The sequence below is a fragment of the Streptomyces sp. GbtcB7 genome (assembly GCF_019091445.1).
In the GTDB taxonomy this organism is placed as follows: domain Bacteria; phylum Actinomycetota; class Actinomycetes; order Streptomycetales; family Streptomycetaceae; genus Streptomyces; species Streptomyces mirabilis.
Window position 1 is genome coordinate 117,965 of sequence record NZ_JAGXJM010000022.1, and the last position, 21,134, is coordinate 139,098.

A 21,134-nucleotide genomic window follows, 5' to 3' on the forward strand; every position below is an offset into this window, starting at 1 on the left:
CTGCATATCTGGACCGGCCGTCGTCGCCGAAGGCCATGGGTAGGTGGGGGCTAGGAGTGCGTGGCCGGCCGGACGCTCTGCGGGTCGTGCGGGGCACGGCCGGAGCGGAAGCTGTCTCGGAACTCGGCGGCCAGGCCGAACCGCGGCCGGGCCGAGGGAGGCCTGAGGGGAGCGGGCTCGGGCTCCACGTCTTCCGGAACGCGTTGGGGCAACGGCGGCACGCCTCCCTCCTGGCCGACGCCCGGCGGCGCCAGCGCCGTGTGTGGGGTCACGGCGGGCGGTGGCGGAGACGTGTACTGCAGCGTCGGCACCGCTGCTGGCGTGGGGAGCGCGGAAGGCGCGGCCCTCTGTACCAGCAACCTGTTCGGCACGACCACCAACGCGGTGGTGCCTCCGGTGGAGTTCTCCGACAGATGGACAGCGATCCCGTGGATGCGGGCGATCTTCGCCGCAGTCAGCAGACCGAGCTTTCCAGCTCTGACCAGCGGGGTCACATCAACCTGGTCGGGATCCTCCAGCAACAGGTTGTACCGAGTCCGGTCCGCCGACTTCATCGGAATGGCCACGCGGTCCTCGACCTCGATCGCCAGACCGCGTGCTACCTGCTGTGCGCGTACCTGCACCTTGGCCGATTGGTCGCAGAACGCCGTGGCGTTCTCCACGAGTTCGGCCAGTAGGTGTGTCAGGTCCGGCCCCACATGCCGAGGCAACCCCAGATCGACCCCGACCGTGCTCGCCGCGATGGAAACCTGCGAGTAGTACTCGACTTCCTGCACGGCGCCCCGCAGCAACTCCACCACGTTCACCGGCTGTTGATGACTCCGCAGGGACTCGCCGGCGGATGCGGACTTGCTCTCCACCCAGCGACGCAACCGCGTCACCAGATGATCGAGCTTCCAGAGCGTGTCCAGCTGGTCCGGATCATCCGTCTGGCGCTGTACGAGATCCAGAAGCTCCAACGCCCGGTCGAGGAGGGCGTGTTCACGCCGCGCGAACTGGCCGTTCATCGACAGCAGCACCGACGACCGCGACTCGCTGTGAACACGGATCAGAGCGTCAGCGGCCTGCACCTGAAGCTCATCCAGCAGTGCCACCACATCATCGGCCGGGCCTGCCCCCTCAATTGGCGGAAGGCTCTCGGGCACCGACGGTGTACCGCCCCGGCACAGTTCCTCAGCCGTGAACTGCACGAGTTTCTCCAGAGCGGCTGCCGCCGCGGTGACCCGCTGCAACTGGGCTTTGTGCGCCTGGTCAACAGCCTTCGCCGCTGTGCGGGAACGGAAGACGCCGGCCACGGTGGCGGCCACTGGGCCGCACGTCACCAGTGCCAGAAGGTATCCGGTCGGAACCTGACCTGTTCTCCAGACGATGACGGCGACGCCGAGGAACGCGGTACAGATGACGAGTGGTGGGGCGACCGCCGATCGGATCTGTTCGAGCACGAAGCGATCGATCGGAGCACGACGCTTTCCTTTACCCCGGCCGTGGGGAGCCGGGCGTGCAGAAGGCTGGGGGGCAGGCATGAGTTCCTCGGAGTCAGGTTCGAGTGGGGGTGAACGGGCTCGTTGTGCGGTCAGACGACGGGGAGGATGACCTGCACCTTCTTGCCCACGACCTCGCCGTCGGCGTTCTTCTTCAAGCCCCACGACAAGCGGCCCTTGTAGTAGGCGACCCACCACAGGCCCTTCGGCCTTCCCACCACGGAGCCGCTCTGATTCGCTATGTCGACGAAGCCGGGAAAGTCGCGGAAGGCGTCCTGCACCTCAATGAGCAGTTCACGGGTGTTGGCGTCGACCATCAGACGCAGCGTGATGGTGCCGTCGGGGAATGCCGCACCGTGGTTGACGGCGTTGTCCACCAGCTTGTCGGCGAGGCGGGCGGCCTTGTCCAAGTTGCCCTGCCAGTGCCCATCCATCAGAGCCGACCGCACCCGCTCCCGCGCGAGGGAGCCGACATCCGTACCGGCCACCATGGCCACGATCCACTCGAAGGCTGGCTCGACCTCCGTTCTCAAAGTCATCAGAGGCGTGACGACCTCATGGGCACCGGCGTGGCTTTCGGGGCTGGCCGTAGCGGCGTCAGTTGAGGAGGGCATGAGAGCGGATCTCCAGTAAGTGCACGAGCAGGTCAGGAACAGGACGTCGGGGACAGGGAATCGGGGGCGGCGATCGAGAACCGCAGACCCTTGTCCGTTGTGGAGAGGCGCAGCGGACCGGCTCTCGGCACAGGCACGGATCGGTCACCAGCGCCAACTGATCGGCGACTTTTCGGATTCACGGTGGGAGCCGATAGCGCTTCAGCTGCGCGAGCGTCAGTCGGCGGGAGAGCGAGGGAGCACCAGGTCATGGTGCCGTCGCGGCTAACACCCCACTCCTCTGCGAGAGCGGCGACGAGCATCAGCCCCCGGCCGTTCTCCGCCTCGGCGCCCGCCTCACGTTGTTGAGCCGGAGTCGGGTTGCCGTCGGAAACCTCGATCCGCAGTTCTTCGGCAGAGCTGACGACCCGAAGCCCGATCGTGTTGCCGTGGCAGTGGCGCACAGCATTGGTGACCAGTTCCGAGATGGCGAGCGCAGCCGTGTCATTGAGTGCTGTGAGGCCCCAAAGGCGCAGGTGTGCCAAGGTAGTCCGTCGCATGAGCCGGACGTGGGCGTCGGCTGGGGCGAATGCCACCTCGAAGCCACGAGTGGTCGCCCGCTCTGATCCGGCCGGGGCGCGCTGGTCGCAGCGCCCTCGGCCGTCCTCGTTGTTGAGCGCCTTACGGAACGTCATGGACCTATCGCACCGTGCTCTCAAGCACCCTGCCAGGGGAATCTAGAGGGGGAAAAACTTGTCAAGGGGGAAACCAACGGGGGGATCTGAAGCCATGATTGGGTGCAGTCCACCAACAGAGGTCACACTCATGCCAGCAGATCCGTTCGCCGAACTGCTTCTCCAACTACGTAAGCAAGCGGGACGCACTCAGGACGAACAAGCAGAGGCGATCAACACTGTCTCCGGCCGGGACACCATGACCCGCCGCGAGATCAACCGGTATGAACATGGTCAGAACATCCCCACCAATCACACGGTTGCGCATATCGCGACGGCCTGCGGCTTCCCCCCTGAACAGTTGCAGCGGGAGGCAGCAGCCGCCCGCGCCCGGCGGAGGAAGGGGCACCGCCGTGGAGGGGAGGAGCTGGATGACGTGAACCGCCGGACACTGGTTGGTGGCGCTGTACTGGGCGCTGCTGCTGCCGAGCCGTGGGGCCGCCTGGCGCACGCCCTCAAACGAGGGACGAAGGTCGATGCGACCGGAGTGGACGCGCTCACTGATCACGCCGCCGCGCTCCACGTGAGCGAGCATCACCTCACGGCCCGTCAGCTCCAGGGCAGGGTCGAGGCGCACCTTGACGCCATCACTGCAGCTCTGCCCCGTGTCGGCGAGCGCGAGCGCGCTGTGACCATTGCTGCTGGTGAAACGGCTGCCCTCGCTGGGTGGGTAGCTTGGGACCTGGGCGACTCCGGGAGAGCGCGCGCCTACTACGAGGTCACGAGCGCGTGCGCTGAGGCCGCCGGACATCCCCCACTGCGGGCTTTGGCCCTGGCGTACGCCAGTTATGGCGCCGCCACGCCGGAGAAGGCTATGAAACTTCTGACCCAAGCTGCCCAAGATGTCCGGGGGCCGGGTAACGCGGCCGCTGCCGCCTGGGTCCACGGCCGCCTTGCGGAGGAAGCAGCGACTGCCGGCGATGACACCGGCGCGCTGCGGGCCCTGGAGCGCGCCCAGACCGTGTACGACTTCGCAGACCACACCACCGAACAAGCATGGGTGCGGTTCATGACCCCGTACCGCCTCGACTCTCTGTCATTGTCGGTGTACGGGCAGCTCAGGCGGCAGGAATTGGCGGAGACCGCCGACAACGCCGTCGACCGTCTCGGCGATGAGCTGCCGGAGTCAGGGGTCGTGGTCCTGGGCGACCTGGCCTCAGCGCTGCTGCGCGGAGGAGACATCGAACAAGGTGTCTACGTGTCGCATCAATTCGCAGCCGCGGCCGAGGCCCGACCGAACACCATGGGCAGGGCACGTGCGCAGGACATTGCCACGCTGCTTCCGGGCCGGGAGAAGGAACTCGCCTGGCATCTGCAACAGCTGGCAGCGTGAACTGACGTGCGGCTGCTGCATACAACGCTCCGTGCAGCAGCCGCTCCTCGGCGGCGGTCCGCGCCTTACCTCACGGTCGACTGCTCAGCCACCCACGACAGGTAGGCTGCGGACCCGCCGGTGATCGGCAGAACGACCCACTCTGGAACCTCGTAGCTGTGTTCCCGGGCCACCCACGCCTCAAGTTCCGGAAGACGGTCGGTGGTCGTCTTGTACGAGACCCGCCATTCCCGAGCGGTCTCGATCTTCTCCTTCCACCAGTACACCGCGGTCAACGGCGGGTCGATGTGGGCGCCGGCGGCCAGCCGGTTCTCAACCGCGCCTCGTGCCAACGCCGTTGCCTTGCTCTCGTCGTCGATGGTCGTCTGCGCCACCACGATCTCGCTCACCACGCAACTTCCCTCCTGGTCGATGTGCAACGACCCTATCTAGACCCAATGCCGTGACTCTGTTGGTGATCTTCGGGAGTCATCCGGCGGCTGCGTTGCAGAGGGTGTGGAATCGGCTTGATCGTGTGCGTCCTCGGGGTGTTTCGGCGATCCAGTCGGCGGTGCGGGTGAGGTTGCAGGCCATAGCGGTGAGTACGTGTTGAACATGCGTCTTGGCGAGCCCTCGGTAGCGGGTGCGGCGTAGGCCGTTGCTTCGGACGGTCTGAGAGAGCGTCGCCTCGATGCCGGCGCGGACGGCATAGCGTCGTTGCCATTGCTCGGTCTGCTGGTCGAGGCGGTTACGGGCCTGGATCTCGTGCAACGGCTTTGGGAGCAAAGCGATCGAGCGGGGCCTGGTGGCCGAGGCGGTGCACGGGTGGCGGTCCGGGCAGGCCAGGCAGTCGGCCTTGGCGAAGCGGAACTGGAGGTACTCGTGGTCCTTGATGCGGAGCGTCCCCGGCTGGGAGCTGGTCTTGCCGCGGGGGCACGTCGCCTGCCGTAGGTCCCAGTCGATCGTGAAGGCGGACTTCCCGAAGCCCTCGCCGCTCTTGGCCTGGCGGCTGTGGTCGGCGACGATCGGGCCGAGCAGTGTGATCCCGTGGACCTGCTGGGCGCGTTGGACGTGGGCCGGGGTGATGTAGGCGGCATCGACCACGTGCTCGGCCGGAGCCAGGGCCGCCTGGACCAGGTCGTCGTGGATCTGCTCGGTGAGCCGACCGTCCTGGACGGGGGCGATCGTGGTGGCCACGTGCACCACGATCTCGGGCCGCTGTTCCTCGCAGGTCTCGGTGTAGTGCACGCGATAGCCGCTCCACTCGGTGCCGTTCTTGGTGCAGTAGTGCGCGTCGGTGTCGTAGGGGGAATCGAAGCGCAGACTCGCCGGTGGCAGCGCGTGCCCGTCACGCCAGCGGAGCTGTCCTTCCTCGTCCCAGTAATAGTGGTGAACCCACACCTGTCGCAGGATCTCCACCTGGGGAAGTGTCCGCAGCCGGAGCGGGGCATCCCGGGACCACAGGGCGGCCAGCACCTTCTGCCCGTCCCGTCCGAAGACCTCCGCCCGCGCGATCACGGCCTCCGGTCCGCCGGACACTTTCCGGATCTCGATCTTCCGTCCGTACCGTTTGTCCCACTCGGGTTCGATCAATGGCAGCAGCCACCCCGGCGCGATCTCCGCCAGCTCCTCCAGGGCTGCCCGCAGGCTCTCCCCGGCCAGCTCCAGTCGGCTGAGCCGCCGCACCGCGGCCAGCACATACGTCGCGTCGGTCCGCTGCCGCCCGCCGGACTTCAGCAGCCCCGCCTCGGTCAGCCGCTTGAGCATCACACGCAGCATCCGGTCCGCCGCGTCGCCCTCGACCAGCCGTGCCCGAAAGTCGCACAGGAGCGAGTGATCGAACCCGGTGTCCTCCAACTCCAGGCCCAGGGCGTACTTCCAGTCGATCCGAGTGCGCACCGCCTGGGCCGCCGCCCGGTCCGACAGGTCCTCGGCGAACTGCAGCACCGAGACCAGCGCCAGCTGACCCGGCGAGAACCCGGGCCGCCCATCAGCGGGATAGAGGTCGGCGAACTCCTCGTCCCCGAACAGCACATCGAGGCGATCCCGCACCAGCATCGCGGGGGTCCCCTTCGGACAGGCCGCCCAGGCCGTGCGCACGGTCCGCGCCGGAATCCGCTGGTAGTCCCCTGGCTGCAACGACATCAGGCCCGCCTCGGCCTCGGCACCGCCCCGCTGTCTCCACTGAAGCACCGGCCGGAGCGACTGTCAGCACCCACGCTGAGTAGGCCCGGAGCGCGGTGCCGGGATTGCGCCCGGTCCGTTTCTCCGGACCTCTCGCCGAACCCGCCGTGCGCCTCTCAACGCAACGGGCTCTCCACGGTCTCTGTCGTCAGGCGTGGTTGGTTCCGGTCCAGGGGTTGGGGATCCTCGACGCCCGGTAGCGGTAGCGGGTGACCGTTACCGTTTGGAGGTCGAATAGTTCGATCCCGTCCGCGTGCGGGCGACGCCAGCCCCCTCGGGGGTCGGCGAGCCACCGGCGGACGTCCTTCCACCTCCAGCGATGCAGGGCTCTCAGCCACCGGACCACTCGCCACCAGACGAAGTACTCCAGTTTGCCGAAGGTGTCTTTCGCCACTGCGTGCTTGAAGTAGTTGGCCCAGCCGCGCATGATCTGGTTGAGACGGATCAGCACGTCCCTGGGAGGGTGTTGCGACGTCCTGTGTGTCAGGGCACGGATCTTCGCCTTCAGCGACCGGAGGGGCCGGTCGGCGATGAAGGTGTAGACGTACCACTTGTTCGTGCCTCGCTTGCGGCGCCACTGGATGCGGAACCCCAAGAAGTCGAACCCGTCGGCCATGTGCACGATTTGGGTCTTGGCCGGTGACAGCCGAAGGCCCAGAGGTTCCAGCACATGAGCGATGTCTTCGCGCAGTGTTGCGACGTCGTCGCGGGTGCCGTGCACGAGGACAACGAAGTCGTCCGCGTAACGGATAGCCCTCCATCGGGGCAGTCCCAGATACCGACGTCGGTCCCGCCGGGAGCCAGTGCTCAGCTCCCCGCCGTTCTTCCACGGCCCGTGCAGGTGCTCGTCGAGCACCGACAGGACAATGTTGAAGATCAACGGTGAGAGGATCCCGCCTTGCGGGGTGCCGGTGTGGGTGTCCTGGTACTGGCCGTCCTCGGTGAGGACACCAGCCTTCAGGAACGCCTTGACCAGCTCCAGCACGCGCTTGTCCTTGACCCTGGCCCGCACCGCGTCCATGGCGGCGCGGTGCGAGACGTTGTCGAAGGCCGCCTCGATATCCGCGTCCAGCACCCACCGATAGCCTCGGGTGCCGAAATAGTGGATCTCAGCGATCGCGTCCTGGGCCCGCCGGGCGGGCCGAAACCCGTAGGAGACCGGCTCGAAGTCGGCCTCGAAGATGGGCTCCAGCACCAGTTTCAGTGCCGCCTGGACCAACCGGTCCTCCACCCGGGGAATCCCGAGCTTGCGGACTTTCCCCAAGCCACCTGGCTTGGGAATCTTGCGTTCGCGCGCCGGCATCGGGCTCCAGGCCCGTGCCTTGAGACGCTCACGCACCTCGGCCAGGAAGGCGGGGACGCCGATCTCGGACTCGATCCAGACGACCGTGCGGCCGTCCACTCCGGGAGTCCGCGCCCCCTGATTGCCCGCGACCCGGTCCCACGCGATGCGCAGGGTGGCCGGGTCGTGCACGAAGTTGAACAGGTCGTCGAACCTGCGGCCGGGGTCGGCCGCTGCCCAACGGTGAAGCTTGGTCTGCATCTCCGATACCCGCTGGCGGGGCCCCACTTCGGGGTCCGCCGACGGAGCACCGCCGTTCGGCGGCGCATCTTCCGGCATTGCAGCATCCTTCCCTTCTCGAAACTGCTGCCGCCCTTCCCCATGTGACCGGCTTTCCCGGCCTCGGAGTACTACGGCGGCTCCGCCCCGTCCCGGACCGATCAGTCGTCGGTGGACTCAGCCCCGCAGCCACCGCCGGACGCGGTATGCGGGGCAAGGACCGGGACGGTTCCCGTGTTCACTGTGGTTCGCTCGATGAAGGAGGAGCCCGACTGTGTCCCTGTGGCATCGCCGCGAGTACGCCGCAGACCTTCCCCACGGCCTCCCGGACGGCTCTTGAATACCGCCCCAGGAGTTCTCCAGATCACCCGGAAGGCTGACCAGGATGCGCGCCACGCCCGGCCCAGATCCACCAGGTTCGAGCCGGTGTCGGTTTGAGAGACGTAAAACGCCGGTTCCTCGCGTACTCCTCTCCATCACGCTCGCCGGACCCCCACCATCTGGCAGTACTGGCACGTCCCGGCTTTGTCAGGGCCGCTTTCCGTCCTCCCCGGCACCACCCGGATCAGACTGCCCTCAGCTTCAACAACCCCGCTGCGACGGGGCGTTGGTGCAGGTCTTCCACCTCCACTCGAACCAACAGCGCCTCACGGCGCAATCAAGATCACCAACAGAGTCATGCCGTTGCTTTACGTGGTTGAGGGTTGGGGTCGTTGGATGCGGACTGCTCGGGCGCCGGTGCGGGTGGGTTGGGGCCAGGCGTGGTGTCCGGCCCGTTTCAGCAGGTAGTTGGACATCTTGCGTTTGACGACGTGGGGCTGACTACGCAAGCGTCTGCGTGGCAGGAGGCGTTCGAGCAGGTCGTGCTGAAGCAGGACAAGGGCTCTGACCAGCAGCTCAGGGGGAAAAGCTGCCCGGCGTGACGGTCACGCTGCGCCGGGCGGAGCGCAGGGTTTCGGTGAAGGAGACCCGGTCCGGGTCCAGGCCCCGGGTGGCCGCGGTTCTCACCATCAGCTCACGCAGCGCATGATGGACCAGCAGGTGGGCCCAGATCTGCTGCAGGACACCGTCGGGCGTCTTGCCGGTGAGCACGACGCGGGCTCCGCGTTGATGGGTCTTGAGCTCGGCGAAGACAGCCTCCACCTCCCAGCGTTCCTGATAGAGCGCAGCCAGCTGGCGGGCCGGATAGCGACGGGCATCGAGCAGCGTGGTCACCAGCCGGTAGTCCTCGTCTTCGCGGCCGGTGCCGTGCAACTGATAGGCCACCACCCGCACCGGGACCGGATCACGGTGCGCCCGGTCGGTGGTGGCGTGGATGCGCGAGAGCCACGATCCGTCCCGCAGCATCCGCTCCACGGGCAGGACCCGGTTGGCGGGCACCCGCCACAACAGATCGGCACCGCTGTCGGTGAAGGCTCTCCACATGGGCACGCCGAGGAACTCCCGGTCTGCAAGGACCAGTTCGCCGGGCCCGCAGGAGCGTGGCAGGCGGCTGACCAGGGTCACTTCGCCGGTGCGACAGCCGGCCAGCTCCGCATCCAGCACGAGATGGGTGCCCACCTCGATCAGGCATGCCATCCGCACCTGGGGAAAGCCGGACTTGTCGTGGCCGCGGCTGTTTCCGGGACGGCCGAACGCGGCCTCATTCGCCGCACTGTCGGCCACGTCCCAGCAAGTGCCGTCCACCGCCAGCAGCCGCATCCCTCGCCAGAAGCAACCCGGAGTGGCCTCGGTGCCCATCGGCTTCGCGGTCGTGGCAAACAGCACCCGCAACGGCTCCGATCCCAGGCGTTGGCGGGCCCGAAACAGTGACGACTTCGCAGGGATGCGCCACTCGCCCAAGAGCCCCTGGCTCCGCAGGCCCTCGACCAGGTGCCGCATCACCTCCAGATACGGAGCCGGCGAGAACAGGGCAAGGGCGAGCACGAAATACACCACCAGCCGGGCCGGCAGCAGACGTCTACGATGCTCCGCACGACCACAGGCAGCCACCACACGATCCACCAACCCAGGCCGATACACCCAGGTCAGCAGCCCCAGCCCCGATAACTCGCCGACATCCGCAGACACCCGCACCACCCCCGGGAAGCACTACGCAGCAGCGTACGCCCGCAACTAAAACAGCGGCATTGTATCTAGACCGCCTTCGGCGGCCGAGATCACCCGGACTCAGACAGGCAAGGTCCACAGGTACGTGTCGGTTGTCATCTGCCTCAAGCTGCGCGACGACATTGGGTCGTGGCCCTAGGGCGTGTGTCGAAAGCCGGGTCTCACGCCTTCCATGTATCGAACGATGCATGTATCGTTCGATACATGGAAGGTGTTGAAGTGAGCGCTGCTACTGCCAGTGCCGAGCGTGGGTCGTCCGGCGATCCTGTGCGGTGGCGTCATCGTCAGGAGAGCTGGGACCGTGAGCGGCCGCGGATCGAGCGTGTCCAGGACCGCGGATGGTTCTCTCTCTATGTGGAACCGCCCTACGAGGACGGCGATCGGCAGATGCATGCGGTCACCGGCGACGGGCAGTACGTCGGGGCAATGTACTTCGGGGAGCATCCCACCTGTCCCGGAGCGATGGAGGGCGTGCCCGAGGTGCATCCCGATCACCGGCGGCGAGGGATCGCCACTGCGATGTACGACTACGCCACCGAGCTCGATGGGCGGCCGATGGTGCCATCCGACAGCCCGAGTGACGACGCAGCTGCCTTCTGGCGGGCTCGCCGGGCGGCCGTTGATGCGCAATATGAGGTCGAAGCCGAAGCGACTGCCTCCTCGCTCGCCGCCGCTACCCAGCAGGCGCGCCACGCTCGGGAAGCCGCAGCGCGCCTCGCGCCGGCGGACTTCACAGCTCAGGCGGACGGGGAAGCGGGGGACGCTGAACGCGCTCTCGCGGGATGGGCGGCGCTGCGCGACCAGCGTGACCCCCTCGTGCAAGCCGCTCTTGCCGCCGGAGTCAGCAAGACCCGCATTCAGGAGATCACACGTGTCTCCCGGTCTACCATCGACCGCCAGTTCGGTCCGCTGCCGCACAGGGTGACGATGAAGCGCCCTGCTGAGGACTTCGAACTGCACACAGAGGTGACGGCTGATGCAGCCGTCTACTGTCTGATCGATCGCCGTACGGGAAAGGAGGTGTGGGACCACAGGTTCGCCCTGGACGATCAGAAGGGGGTGATCTACCACTACGGCAACGCGGTGGCGGCCAGTCATGGCGAGGAGGAACTCTGGGGCACCGAACGCATCCAGAGTCTCCGGTCTGGGCAGTGCTATCTGTGTGCCAAGGACCTGCAGCACCACGGCCCCGTGATTCTCCGCGCCGCCTATGAGGAGCTTCGCCCAGACGAGTTCCGCGTCCGGGAAGTGCTCATCGTCGCGTGTTTCGAGGATTCGGCCGCCCAAGCGCAGGTGCCGCAGGACGCATCCACCGTGCGGTGACGTGGGGCGCGGCAGTCACCGCAGCACCGCCGAGCCCATGACGCCGACGTCGGTCACCGTCGGGGCGTCAGCGCCTGCACGGGCAGCGAGCGGCAGCATTCTGCTCGGTCACAGCCACTCGTTGATGGCTGCTACGAGGACGGTCGCCTCGTAGCGGACGGCGAGCTTCTCGTATCTCGTGGCCACGGCGCGGTTCCTTTTTAGCCGGTTGATGCCGCACTCGACCGCGTGGCGCTCGCGGTAGTATACCGGGTCGAACTTCGGGGGTCGGCCACCACGCGAGCCGCGTTTCTTGCGGTTGAGTGCCTGATCGGCCTTGTCCGGGATGGTGCAGCGGATGCCGCGACGACGCAGGTAGGCGCGTTTCTTGCGGGAGGCGTACGCTTTGTCGGCACGAACCCGCCTCGGCAGAGTGCGCGGTCGGCCGGGACCCAGGCGGGGCACCTGGACACGCTCCAGAACAGCCTCGAACTGCGGGGAGTGACCCCGCTGTCCGGCGGTGATCACCATGGACATGGGCTTTTGCCGCTGTTCGACGGCCAGATGGAGTTTGGTGGTCAGGCCGCCGCGCGAGCGTCCGAGCCCGTGGTCGGCCGGTTCGACGGATATGCCGCCGGGAGGCTCCTTCTGTAAGTCCCCCTTTTGCGTGCTCCAGCAGCGTGCTGGTGGGCACGGACGATCGTGGCGTCGACGTTGATGTCCCAGGTGATCAGGTCTTTCGCGTCCGCCCGGGTCCGGAGAGCGGCGAAGTCATGGTGCCAGGTGCCGCTGCGCTGCCAGCGGCGGAAGAGGTCGTACACCCGGCCCCATGGCCCGTACTGCTGCGGCAGGTCCCGCCATGGGACGCCGGTGCGGACCCTGAACCGTATGCCGTCGATCAACTGCCGCCTGGTCCATACCGACGGCCGACCAGGCTTCTTACCTTTGGGCAACAGCGGCTCCAGCACTGCCCATTGCTCGTCCGTCAGGTCTCCACGCCTCACGAACCAAGATCATCTCACGGTCTAGATCCACTTTTGACACACGCCCTAGTGCACCCCGACCACCTGACCTGGATGGGAGATTGGTCTGACGGCGGTCAGTAGACTCTGGCTCTTCGGCTCCTTCCGTGACGCCTGTGGTCCCTTGGCCTGGCTGCCGCCCATGGGACCTTGTCGCTGGGCACCCAGTGAAATGGCGGCTTCGCGGCGAGGGGTATGCCACAGCCGCTCCCGGTCGGTCAACGCCCGCTCTGGGTAGAGGCGTACGCCAAGAGCACCGCCAACTGGCAGCTGCGGAATTTTACGGAACGGACCAGATGCCGGCGTCGCACCGGGCTGTGCGACGTCCGTAGGAATCGGTGTCGTGGGGCCAGCCGTCGGGGCCGGGAGCTCTAGTTGGAGTAGTCAGGTCGAATCGTAATTCGCCCACGGCAGACACGAAAGACTGGAATCTCCTTCGGGAGCTATGTCAACGTACAAAACCCCGTCAGTGCGAGGTTGGTAAGAGACCCGCCGGGATACCCGATGAGGAGCTCTCTTTAGTTGAGGCCGCACTTACCCAGTCGCCAGCAAGACACTCTTGCAGGACGGCGCGAGCACCATAGCCCACGATTCCCGATTATCGAAACCGGGGATCCTGCAGATCATTGATGTCGTTCGTGGCGGCTGTACGTAGAGGTGGAGCCGCGCGTGGCGTATGACGACTCCCAAGTTCAAGGAAGACATCAATGGCTCGTCCCCCTGCACTCAAGCTTGCCGAGGTCCTGCAAGAGATCCGCATGAGTCCATCGGCCTTCTACCGCTTGCGTGCCAGAGGCCAGGCCCCCCGAATGATCAAGCTGCCTAACGGCGAACTACGCTGCCGCCGCGCCGACTTGGATGCATGGTGGCAAGCGTGTGAAAGGGATACGCCTGAATGGCGATGAGTTACAAAGTCCGGTTCTGGGAGATACGCGAGCGGACCGATCGTCCCTCCAGCTTCGAGGTCCGCTGGACGGTCAACGCCAAAGAGAACTCCGAGTCCTTTCGAACCAAGGGGCTCGCGGACAGCCGACGGTCCAAGCTGATGGCCGCCGCTCGCGACGGCGAACCATTCGATACGCAGTCTGGTCTGCCGGCCTCCGAGATACGCGCTCTAAGGCAACGTACGACGTGGTACGTCCTCGCTAGGGAATATGTTGAGCGGAGGTGGGAGCGGACTCCAGGAAACACTCGCCGCACGATCGCAGAGGCCCTGGCCACGATTACCCCAATGTTCGTCGAGGGAGGCGCTGTCTACCGGGAACCTCGCGTGCTACGTCGAGCCCTGTACTCGTGGGCCTTCAACAAGAAGGCGTGGCAGGACGATCCCCGAGAAGAGTGGCAAGCCGCACTCAAGTGGCTGGAGCGCCACTCGCTGCCTGTCAGTGAACTGGAGGAGCCGGATGTCTTGAGGCGGGGGCTCGACGGACTCTGCCGGAAACTCGATGGGACAGCGGCTGCCGCGAAGACCGTGAAACGAAAGAGAGCAGCGGTCAACGAGGTGTTCGGCGAAGCAGTCGAACGCGGCTACTTCTCACACAACCCGCTCAATGGTCTTCGCTGGTCGGCGCCAGAAGTCGACGATGAGGTCGACCCCGACTGCGTGCCGAACCCCGTTCAGGTCGCCCGACTGCTGTCTGCTGTGAAGGCCCTGCCTGGTCGCGGCCCTCACCTGTACGCCTTCTTCGGTTGCATGTACTACGCCGCCATGCGCCCGGCGGAGGTCATCCACCTCCAGAAGTCACAGTGTCGGCTTCCGGCGAGTGGCTGGGGACTTCTGAACTTGAAGGGCGGCGTCGTGACCGCCGGTAAGGAGTGGACAGACGATGGTGCAGTACACGAGATCCACTCTCTGAAGCGCCGTGCAGCCAGGGCCACGCGACCGGTCCCGATTCCTCCCGTCCTCGTCCGCATGTTGCGCGAACACATGCGACAGTTCGGAGTTGCTCCCGATGGACGTGTGTTCCGCAACGCGGCGGGAAACTACATCGATGCCTCGGCGTACGGCATCACCTGGGGGCGCGCTCGCGAGGCCGCTCTTACTCTGGACGAGCACTCCCTGGAGCTGGCCAAGCGCCCTTACGACCTGCGCCACGCCGGCATCTCGTTCTGGTTGGCCTCCGGGGTCGATCCAGCGGAGTGCGCGCGCCGAGCAGGCCAGAGCATCCAGGTCCTCTTCCGCTACTACGCCAAGTTCCTCGCCGAAACGAGGAACCACGCCAACCGGCTGATCGAGGCCTCCATGGAGCGCTGGGAGGGCCCGGCGGATGATGCAGCAGAGGGAGAGTTAGCGGAACCTTGGCCCGGAAATGCCCCGGAACTGCTGGTCAGAGGTGGGACAGCGGTGGGAGATATCGGGAGTAAGGGCGCGTTTCGACTCGCCGCTTGATTGCGCACCGAGAGGGGCGCCTGACGGGAATCTTCCCTGGTCAGGCGCCCCTTTTGCTGTGCCTAGAAGAAGCCCAGCTTCTTCGGCGAGTAGCTCACCAGAAGGTTCTTCGTCTGCTGGTAGTGCTCCAGCATCATCTTGTGCGTCTCGCGGCCGATGCCGGACTGCTTGTAGCCGCCGAACGCCGCATGCGCGGGGTAGGCGTGGTAGCAGTTCGTCCACACCCGCCCCGCCTGGATCGCACGGCCCGCGCGGTACGCGGTGTTGATGTCGCGCGTCCATACGCCGGCCCCGAGGCCGTACAGCGTGTCGTTGGCGGTCTTGATGGCGTCGTCGAAGTCATCGAACGACGTGACCGAGACGACCGGGCCGAAGATCTCCTCCTGGAAGATCCGCATCCGGTTGTCACCCTCGAAGATCGTCGGCTGGACGTAGTAGCCGCCCTTCAACTCACCGTCGTGCTCGATACGTTCGCCACCGGTGAGGATCCTGGCGCCCTCCTGCCGACCGATGTCCAGGTAGGAGAGGATCTTCTCCAACTGGTCGTTGGAGGCCTGCGCACCGATCATCGTGTCGGTGTCGAGCGGATGGCCCGGCTTGATCAGCTCGGTGCGGGCGACCGCCGCCTCCATGAACTCGCCGTAGTGACCGCGCTGGACGAGCGCCCGTGACGGGCAGGTGCAGACCTCGCCCTGGTTGAGGGCGAACATCGTGAAGCCCTCGAGCGCCTTGTCCCGGAAGTCGTCGTTCTGCGCCCAGACGTCGTCGAAGAAGATGTTCGGGGACTTGCCGCCGAGCTCCAGCGTGACCGGCTTGATGTTCTCCGAGGCGTACTGCATGATCAGCCGCCCGGTCGTGGTCTCACCCGTGAACGCCACCTTCGCCACCCGCGGGCTGGACGCGAGCGGCTTGCCCGCCTCCACGCCGAAGCCGTTGACGATGTTGACGACGCCCGGCGGCAGCAGGTCCGCGATCAGGCTCATCCAGTAGTGAATGGACGCCGGGGTCTGCTCGGCGGGCTTGATGACGACCGCGTTGCCCGCCGCCAGCGCCGGGGCGAGTTTCCAGACCGCCATCAGGATCGGGAAGTTCCAGGGAATGATCTGCGCGACGACCCCGAGCGGCTCGTGGAAGTGGTACGCGACGGTGTCGTCGTCGACCTCGCCGAGCGAACCCTCCTGGGCGCGGATCGCCCCCGCGAAGTAGCGGAAGTGGTCGATGGCCAGCGGGATGTCGGCGGCCAGGGTCTCGCGTACCGGCTTGCCGTTCTCCCAGCTTTCGGCGACCGCCAGCTTCTCCAGGTTCGCCTCCATCCGGTCGGCGATCTTCAGCAGGATGTCGCCTCGCGCGGTGACGGAGGTGCGGCCCCAGCCGGGCGCGGCCGCGTGCGCCGCGTCCAGCGCGCGCTCCACGTCCTCGGCGGTGCCCCGCGCGACCTCCGTGAACGGCTGTCCGTTCACCGGACTCGGATTCTCGAAGTACTGCCCACGAGCCGGCGGCACGTACTCGCCGCCGATGAAGTGGTCGTAACGCGCCTGGTAGGAGACGATCGCGCCCTCGGTGCCGGGCGCCGCGTAACGGGTCATGCTGGTCTGCCTCCCGGAGAAGCGCTGCCCGCCGTTGGACAGCTCTCGCCGCGAGGCTAGGAGCGCGGACGTTGCAACGACGTTGCGGACGAAGCAGGTCGGCCCTGCCCGGCAACCGACCGACGCCGCGCCGCGAGCGCCGCGGGGTACGGTCGGCCCGGTGGCGCGGCCTGTTCGCGCTCCAGTTCCTCCAGTCGGGCCCGCACCGTCGCCGTCGGGCGTACGGCGGCCAGCGCCCGCCATACGTCGAGGTCGTCCTCACCCCACGGGGCGCGCGCCCAGTCCGCCAACAGGTCGGGGTCGCGACGCGCGATGAGCGCCGTACGCAGCCCGTCGGCGAGGCGGCGCCGCAACCGCACCACGGCCGGGGCCCCCGAACCCGGCAGCAGCGGACCGGCGTACGCCGCCGCGGCCGCCGTGACCGCACCCGTATCGAGCCGCCGTTCGACGACCGCCACGTCGGACTCGACCGGCGCCGTCAGCCGGTAGGGCCGCGAGCCCAGCAGGCCGGGGCCGAGCAGCCGGCGCAGTCGGGTCAGCTCGGCGCGCAGGGTCACCGGCGTCACGGACTCGTCCTCGTACAGCGCGCACAGCAACTCGTCGCCCGAGAGCCCCTCCGGGTGTCTTGCGAGCAGCACCAGGATCTCGCTGTGCCTGCGGCTGAGCCTGACCTTCCGGCCGCCCGCCACCAGTTGGGCCTCGTCGCGGCCGAGCGCGGTCAGCTCGACCGTGTCGGCCGCTGCTTCCGCCGGTGCGAGCAGTGCCAACTGGGACTCGGCGGCCCGCGCCACCGCCTGCACGAAACCGAGACTGTGCGGATGCGCGAGCCCGTCCCCGCCCGTGATGTCCACCGCGCCGAGCACCCGCCCCGTGCGCGGATCGTGCACCGGCGCCGCGGCGCACGTCCAGGGCTGGACCCGGCGGATGAAGTGCTCGGCCGCGAACACCTGCACCGGTCGGTCCACGGCGACCGCCGTTCCCGGCGCGTTGGTGCCGACCGAGGTCTCCGACCACCGCGCGCCCGGTACGAAGTTCATCCGCCCCGCCTGCCGTCGCGTCGCCGGGTGTCCCTCGACCCACAACAGCCGGCCCTGCGCGTCGCACACCGCGAGAAGGTGCTCGCCGTCCGCCGCGAACGTCCCCATGAGCTCCCGGAAGAGCGGCATCACCCGGGCCAGCGGATGCTCCGCCCGGTAGGAGCCCAGGTCGCCGTCCGTGAGCTCCACCCGTGCCGTGCCGTCCGGTGCGACGCCGGCCCGTGCCGATCGCCGCCATGAATCGGCCACCACGGAGCGCACAGGGCGAGGCACCGTGCCCGCCTCGGTGAACGCCTCGTGCGCGCGGCGCAGTATCCGCACCCGCTCGACGGGATCGGCTCCTGGTTCGAGGGCCACCCACGGTTCGGTCAACTCGGCCTCCCGGTAGGCGATGCGGCTGAGACCATCGTCACTCCCGGTGCGGGCGCGGACAAGCACCGTGACGGAGCTCCTCACGCGGCGCTCACATGGGCGTGGGTCGTCGGGGGAGCCGCGGCGGGCGCTCCGTCAGGCGAAGTTGACGAGCTTTATGTACCGCGTCCAGTCCCAGTTCGGCCCCGGATCCGTGTGGTCGGTGCCCGGTACCTCGTAGTGGCCGATGATGTGAGCCCGGTCCTTGGGGATGCCGTGCTTCGCGCAGATCGCCGCCGTCAGCTTGGCGGACTCCTCGTAGAGCGCGTTGGTGAAATAGGCGGGCCGGTCCACCCAGCCCTCGTGTTCGATGCCGATGCTGCGGGTGTTGTAGTCCCAGTTCCCCGCGTGCCAGGCGATGTCGCGCTCCCTGACGCACTGGGCGACATGCCCGTCGGCCGATCGCACGAGGTAGTGCGCGGACACCTGCTTCTGGGGGTTCTGGAAGATGGCCACGGTCCTGGGAAAGGTCTCCTGCGTGACGTGAATGACCACGTAGTCGAGCGGATAGGCCGTCGGCCGACTGGACGCCGTGTAGTTGGAGGTGCTCGCCGGTGCCCATTCGGCGAGCGGATAGTCGACGGCCGCCGTCTCCGCCGTCGCCTGTGTGCCGGGAAGTAACGCGTAGGGGAGGGCGGCGAGGGCGGCGCCGCCCTTGAGCAGGCGTCGCCGGCTCGGGAATGATCTGGCCCGTTCCATGGGGGAGTTGCCTTTCGGTGATGGGGGACGAGGGCAGCCGCGCTCAGCGTCGCAGCGTCGCGGCGGTGTCACGCAGTCGCGCGTGCAGGCCGCGGTGTGTCTCGCGCGCGGGCAGCCACTCCTTGCGGATCTTGGCGACGCACGTGTAGTTGGTGTCGCAGACGTTGGCGAGCGGCGATTCGACCGCCTGGGTCGCGAACTGGTAGGCGTCCAGCTCGCTGAACCCGTAGTCGCGCACCAACCACTGCACCAGGTCGAGCTGCGATATGCGGAACGCGTCCTCCAGCGGGCGTGCCGAGCCGGTCGAGATGATGTGCGTATCGGACTCGATGCGCGGCCAAGGGGTGGCGACTCCCTTGAGCAACTCGACGATCACCACCGTGTTCATCGCGCACTCGACGGCCACACCACATGTCTCGCCCTCGCCCTGCCGGGCATGCCCGTCACCGAGGCTCAACAGGGCGCCCTCGACGTTCACCCCGAGGAAACAGGTGACGCCGACCCGCATCTCCGGAGTGTCCATGTTCCCGCCGTGCGCGTCGGGCACCAGCGCGGAGCGCACCTCGAGGTTCGCGGGCGCCACTCCGACGGTGCCGTGCATCGGGTCCATGGGCAACTCGATCCGGATGTCGCTGTCCCGGGCGCTGAACAGGGCGGTGCGCCGCTCCCGGTCGAGCTGCCAGATCCACACGGTCTCCGGCAGCGGAGGCTGCAGCGTGGCCGTGGTGTGCGTGGAGGTGAGCGCGCCGAACAGCGGGACCGTCGTCGAGGCCGCCCAGTCCCGAGCGGGCTCGATCGACACGAAGTGCACCGCCACGGTGTCGCCCGGCTCCGCGCCCTCCACATGGAAGGGGCCGGTCTGCGGATTGAGGAACGGGAACTCGCACACCTCGGACACCAGGTCCTTCTCCGAGCGCACCCGCCCGGCGAAGCAGTCCTCCGTGTACAGATCGAGGACGGTGCCCGGCGCGATGCGTGCCACGGGCGGCGCGCCGCCGAACGTCCAGGCGTATTCGCCCGGTTCGGGGCGCACGGTCAGGATGCGGGGGTCACTCATGGCTGCACGGCTCCGCTCTGCCGAAGGTCGGGGGACTCGGGGGAGGAGGTCTCGTCGAGGTGGACACGGGTGGTCTCGGCTATCCGCCCGGGATAGCGGCGCGACAGGACGATCAATACCACGACCCCGGCCGCCATCCAGACTCCGACAACCGGTCCCGCATACGAAACGGGCGCGGTGAGTTCGGAAACGAAGTCGAAGACGGGCAGGCCCGCGGCCGTCAGCAGCGCGGGCACGAAGGCGACGATGCCCAGCAGAGGGAAGAGCAGATGCCGCACCGGTTTGAGCAACTCGCGTCTGCGGCGCAGGAAATAGCCCGCACAGGCGAGGTTCACCACGATGTACACGCCGATGACGACCGTGACGATCACCGTCGCGAGCAGCAGGAACGCCGTGACGGGGTCGTAGTACAGACCGAGGCCCAGCACAGCCGCGACCGCCACGCCGCACTGCGCGGCGACGCCGGCGACGGGAGAGCGGTGCCTCGGATGCACGTGCGCGAAGAGCCGCGGGAACACCTTGATCCGGGCCAGGGCGAAGGCCGTACGGGTCGAGACCGTCGCGCAGGCGTTGGCGTTGGCGATCGTGGAGTTGACCACCGCCAGGAACACCAGCACCCAGAACAGGCCGAAGGAAGCGCGGGCCACGCCTTCCCAGGACGCCGCGCCGGAGGCTCCGAAGCCCCCGAAGCGGTCGGGGCCGAAGTACACCGACATGGCGTACGTGGTGAGGACGTAGAAGAGACCGATCCCCAGCGCCGCGCCGAGGACCGCGCGGTGCATGGTCCGGCGGGGATCCTTCGTCTCCTCGGCGAGTGGTGCCGCCGCCTCGAATCCGGCGAAGGCCAGCACCGTGTAGACCGATCCCGCGAACACACCACTGACGCCTTCGTACCCCTCGGCCGTGTGCGAGGTCCCGAAGACCGACAGCGTGTTATCGCCCCCGGCCCTGGCGATCAGCCATATCGCGAAGACGAGGAAGACCAGCACCTCGAAGACGCCGAGGACGGTGCCGAAGCGGGCCGAGGCGCGCACTCCGAAGTATCCGGCGACCGCGATGATCGCCGCGCCCGCGAGCGACCACGGCCACCACAGGTCGTCCGGGAAGGAGGACCATTCCTGATGCAGTGTGCCCGCCGTGGTGAACCCGAGTTGCAGGAGCAGCAGCGGTGGCACCAGCGCCTCGACGAACACATAGCCCCAGCCGACTAGGAACCCCACGGCCGGGTGCAGTCCCTGGGCCGCGTACGTGACCACCGAGCCCGCGGTGGGCAACTGTCGTGCCAACTCGGCCACACAGGACGCGGTGAAGAGGCAGGCGACGAGGGCTATCAGCACGGAAAGGGGCAGACTGCCACCCGCGAAGGCCGCGCCCGACGGAATGGACGCGGCGACCGCCGCGGCCGGCGCCATGGCCGTGATGCTCTGGAACAGGACCTCCCGCAGCCCAACAGCCTCGCGCCGCAGTCCCGGAACCGTCTCCCCCGACATCTGAACCCCCCGATCCCCCGATTCGCCCGGACAGCCGGCCATCGGCCCGACGGCTGCGCCTCGCGTGAATTACGGTACGGCGCTTGCCGGTTGGGCGGGAGGGCACGGCGTTCGTCGGTGGACAACTCCGGGACTGTGGACAACGTGGTCACCCGTGAGGGGGAAAG

Annotated in this window: 16 protein-coding genes and 1 pseudogene; 4 read left to right on the forward strand and 13 right to left on the reverse strand. The window is 67.5% G+C overall.

Annotated features, from left to right (window positions below; translation table 11 throughout):
• Positions 1 to 50: 50 nt before the first annotated feature.
• The 3 genes from KVT44_RS32240 to KVT44_RS32250 all read right to left on the reverse strand — a co-directional run bounded on the left by KVT44_RS32240 (position 51) and on the right by KVT44_RS32250 (position 2,769).
• On the reverse strand, positions 51 to 1,442 hold the full coding sequence (locus KVT44_RS32240) for an ATP-binding protein (RefSeq protein WP_308314176.1): 1,392 nt from the start codon (positions 1,440 to 1,442) through the stop codon (positions 51 to 53).
• 131 nt (positions 1,443 to 1,573) lie between these two features.
• A complete protein-coding gene (locus tag KVT44_RS32245; RefSeq protein WP_217570678.1) occupies positions 1,574 to 2,020 on the reverse strand; it encodes a hypothetical protein in 447 nt (148 codons plus the stop codon).
• A gap of 107 nt (positions 2,021 to 2,127) precedes the next feature.
• Positions 2,128 to 2,769 (reverse strand): ATP-binding protein, encoded by a 642-nt coding sequence (locus KVT44_RS32250; protein ID WP_217570680.1) that lies wholly within the window; start codon positions 2,767 to 2,769, stop codon positions 2,128 to 2,130.
• 130 nt (positions 2,770 to 2,899) lie between these two features.
• Here KVT44_RS32250 and KVT44_RS32255 point away from each other — a divergent pair, with 130 nt between their 5' ends.
• Positions 2,900 to 4,141: a helix-turn-helix domain-containing protein gene (locus KVT44_RS32255; protein ID WP_217570683.1), complete on the forward strand. Its 1,242-nt coding sequence runs from the start codon at positions 2,900 to 2,902 to the stop codon at positions 4,139 to 4,141.
• A 65-nt stretch (positions 4,142 to 4,206) separates the two neighbouring features.
• Here KVT44_RS32255 and cutA read toward each other — a convergent pair whose 3' ends face one another.
• The 4 genes from cutA to KVT44_RS32275 all read right to left on the reverse strand — a co-directional run bounded on the left by cutA (position 4,207) and on the right by KVT44_RS32275 (position 9,935).
• The gene (gene cutA, locus KVT44_RS32260) at positions 4,207 to 4,533 is read right to left on the reverse strand and encodes a divalent-cation tolerance protein CutA (protein WP_217570685.1); all 327 of its coding nucleotides are present in this window, start codon (positions 4,531 to 4,533) and stop codon (positions 4,207 to 4,209) included.
• 76 nt (positions 4,534 to 4,609) lie between these two features.
• Positions 4,610 to 6,313 carry an IS1182 family transposase gene (locus tag KVT44_RS32265; protein ID WP_217570687.1) on the reverse strand — a complete coding sequence of 568 codons (1,704 nt, stop codon included), beginning with the start codon at positions 6,311 to 6,313 and terminating at the stop codon, positions 4,610 to 4,612.
• Between the two features lie 139 nt (positions 6,314 to 6,452).
• Positions 6,453 to 7,847, reverse strand: a complete 1,395-nt coding sequence (gene ltrA, locus KVT44_RS32270; protein ID WP_254650161.1) for a group II intron reverse transcriptase/maturase — start codon at positions 7,845 to 7,847, stop codon at positions 6,453 to 6,455.
• A 915-nt stretch (positions 7,848 to 8,762) separates the two neighbouring features.
• The gene (locus KVT44_RS32275) at positions 8,763 to 9,935 is read right to left on the reverse strand and encodes an IS4 family transposase (protein WP_308314177.1); all 1,173 of its coding nucleotides are present in this window, start codon (positions 9,933 to 9,935) and stop codon (positions 8,763 to 8,765) included.
• 243 nt (positions 9,936 to 10,178) lie between these two features.
• On the opposite strand from KVT44_RS32275, the gene KVT44_RS32280 reads away from it, so the two are divergent.
• Positions 10,179 to 11,297, forward strand: coding sequence for a hypothetical protein (locus KVT44_RS32280; RefSeq protein WP_217570692.1), 1,119 nt, complete (start codon positions 10,179 to 10,181; stop codon positions 11,295 to 11,297).
• Positions 11,298 to 11,405: 108 nt separating this feature from the next.
• Here KVT44_RS32280 and KVT44_RS32285 read toward each other — a convergent pair.
• A pseudogene (locus KVT44_RS32285) lies at positions 11,406 to 12,280 on the reverse strand (IS5 family transposase).
• A gap of 725 nt (positions 12,281 to 13,005) precedes the next feature.
• Here KVT44_RS32285 and KVT44_RS58505 point away from each other — a divergent pair.
• Together KVT44_RS58505 and KVT44_RS32290 are read left to right on the forward strand one after the other, a co-directional pair.
• The gene (locus KVT44_RS58505) at positions 13,006 to 13,203 is read left to right on the forward strand and encodes an AlpA family transcriptional regulator (protein WP_254650162.1); all 198 of its coding nucleotides are present in this window, start codon (positions 13,006 to 13,008) and stop codon (positions 13,201 to 13,203) included.
• On the forward strand, positions 13,194 to 14,687 hold the full coding sequence (locus KVT44_RS32290; RefSeq protein WP_254650163.1) for an integrase: 1,494 nt from the start codon (positions 13,194 to 13,196) through the stop codon (positions 14,685 to 14,687). The genes KVT44_RS58505 and KVT44_RS32290 overlap by 10 nt, the downstream gene beginning before the upstream one ends.
• Positions 14,688 to 14,749: 62 nt before the next feature.
• On the opposite strand, the gene KVT44_RS32295 is transcribed toward KVT44_RS32290, so the two are convergent.
• The 5 genes from KVT44_RS32295 to KVT44_RS32315 form a co-directional block, all read right to left on the reverse strand.
• The gene (locus tag KVT44_RS32295; protein ID WP_217570694.1) at positions 14,750 to 16,273 is read right to left on the reverse strand and encodes an aldehyde dehydrogenase family protein; all 1,524 of its coding nucleotides are present in this window, start codon (positions 16,271 to 16,273) and stop codon (positions 14,750 to 14,752) included.
• A gap of 56 nt (positions 16,274 to 16,329) precedes the next feature.
• Positions 16,330 to 17,682, reverse strand: a complete 1,353-nt coding sequence (locus KVT44_RS32300; protein WP_254650189.1) for a helix-turn-helix domain-containing protein — start codon at positions 17,680 to 17,682, stop codon at positions 16,330 to 16,332.
• Between the two features lie 135 nt (positions 17,683 to 17,817).
• Positions 17,818 to 18,420, reverse strand: a complete 603-nt coding sequence (locus KVT44_RS32305) for an N-acetylmuramoyl-L-alanine amidase (protein WP_099924096.1) — start codon at positions 18,418 to 18,420, stop codon at positions 17,818 to 17,820.
• 43 nt (positions 18,421 to 18,463) lie between these two features.
• Positions 18,464 to 19,477 carry an acetamidase/formamidase family protein gene (locus KVT44_RS32310; RefSeq protein WP_217570696.1) on the reverse strand — a complete coding sequence of 338 codons (1,014 nt, stop codon included), beginning with the start codon at positions 19,475 to 19,477 and terminating at the stop codon, positions 18,464 to 18,466.
• Positions 19,474 to 20,967 (reverse strand): APC family permease, encoded by a 1,494-nt coding sequence (locus tag KVT44_RS32315; protein ID WP_217570698.1) that lies wholly within the window; start codon positions 20,965 to 20,967, stop codon positions 19,474 to 19,476. Before KVT44_RS32315 ends, KVT44_RS32310 begins: the two co-directional genes overlap by 4 nt.
• Between the last annotated feature and the right edge of the window lie 167 nt (positions 20,968 to 21,134).

Coding starts and splice junctions, on each gene's coding strand:
- KVT44_RS32310 (WP_217570696.1), bottom strand. CDS start 19,477: ATGAGTGACCCCCGCATCCTGACCGTGCGCCCCGAACCGGGCGAATAC.
- KVT44_RS32280 (WP_217570692.1), top strand. CDS start 10,179: ATGGAAGGTGTTGAAGTGAGCGCTGCTACTGCCAGTGCCGAGCGTGGG.
- KVT44_RS32305 (WP_099924096.1), bottom strand. CDS start 18,420: ATGGAACGGGCCAGATCATTCCCGAGCCGGCGACGCCTGCTCAAGGGC.
- KVT44_RS58505 (WP_254650162.1), top strand. CDS start 13,006: ATGGCTCGTCCCCCTGCACTCAAGCTTGCCGAGGTCCTGCAAGAGATC.
- KVT44_RS32250 (WP_217570680.1), bottom strand. CDS start 2,769: ATGACGTTCCGTAAGGCGCTCAACAACGAGGACGGCCGAGGGCGCTGC.
- KVT44_RS32290 (WP_254650163.1), top strand. CDS start 13,194: ATGGCGATGAGTTACAAAGTCCGGTTCTGGGAGATACGCGAGCGGACC.
- KVT44_RS32255 (WP_217570683.1), top strand. CDS start 2,900: ATGCCAGCAGATCCGTTCGCCGAACTGCTTCTCCAACTACGTAAGCAA.
- KVT44_RS32295 (WP_217570694.1), bottom strand. CDS start 16,273: ATGACCCGTTACGCGGCGCCCGGCACCGAGGGCGCGATCGTCTCCTAC.
- KVT44_RS32315 (WP_217570698.1), bottom strand. CDS start 20,967: ATGTCGGGGGAGACGGTTCCGGGACTGCGGCGCGAGGCTGTTGGGCTG.
- ltrA (WP_254650161.1), bottom strand. CDS start 7,847: ATGCAGACCAAGCTTCACCGTTGGGCAGCGGCCGACCCCGGCCGCAGG.
- KVT44_RS32245 (WP_217570678.1), bottom strand. CDS start 2,020: ATGACTTTGAGAACGGAGGTCGAGCCAGCCTTCGAGTGGATCGTGGCC.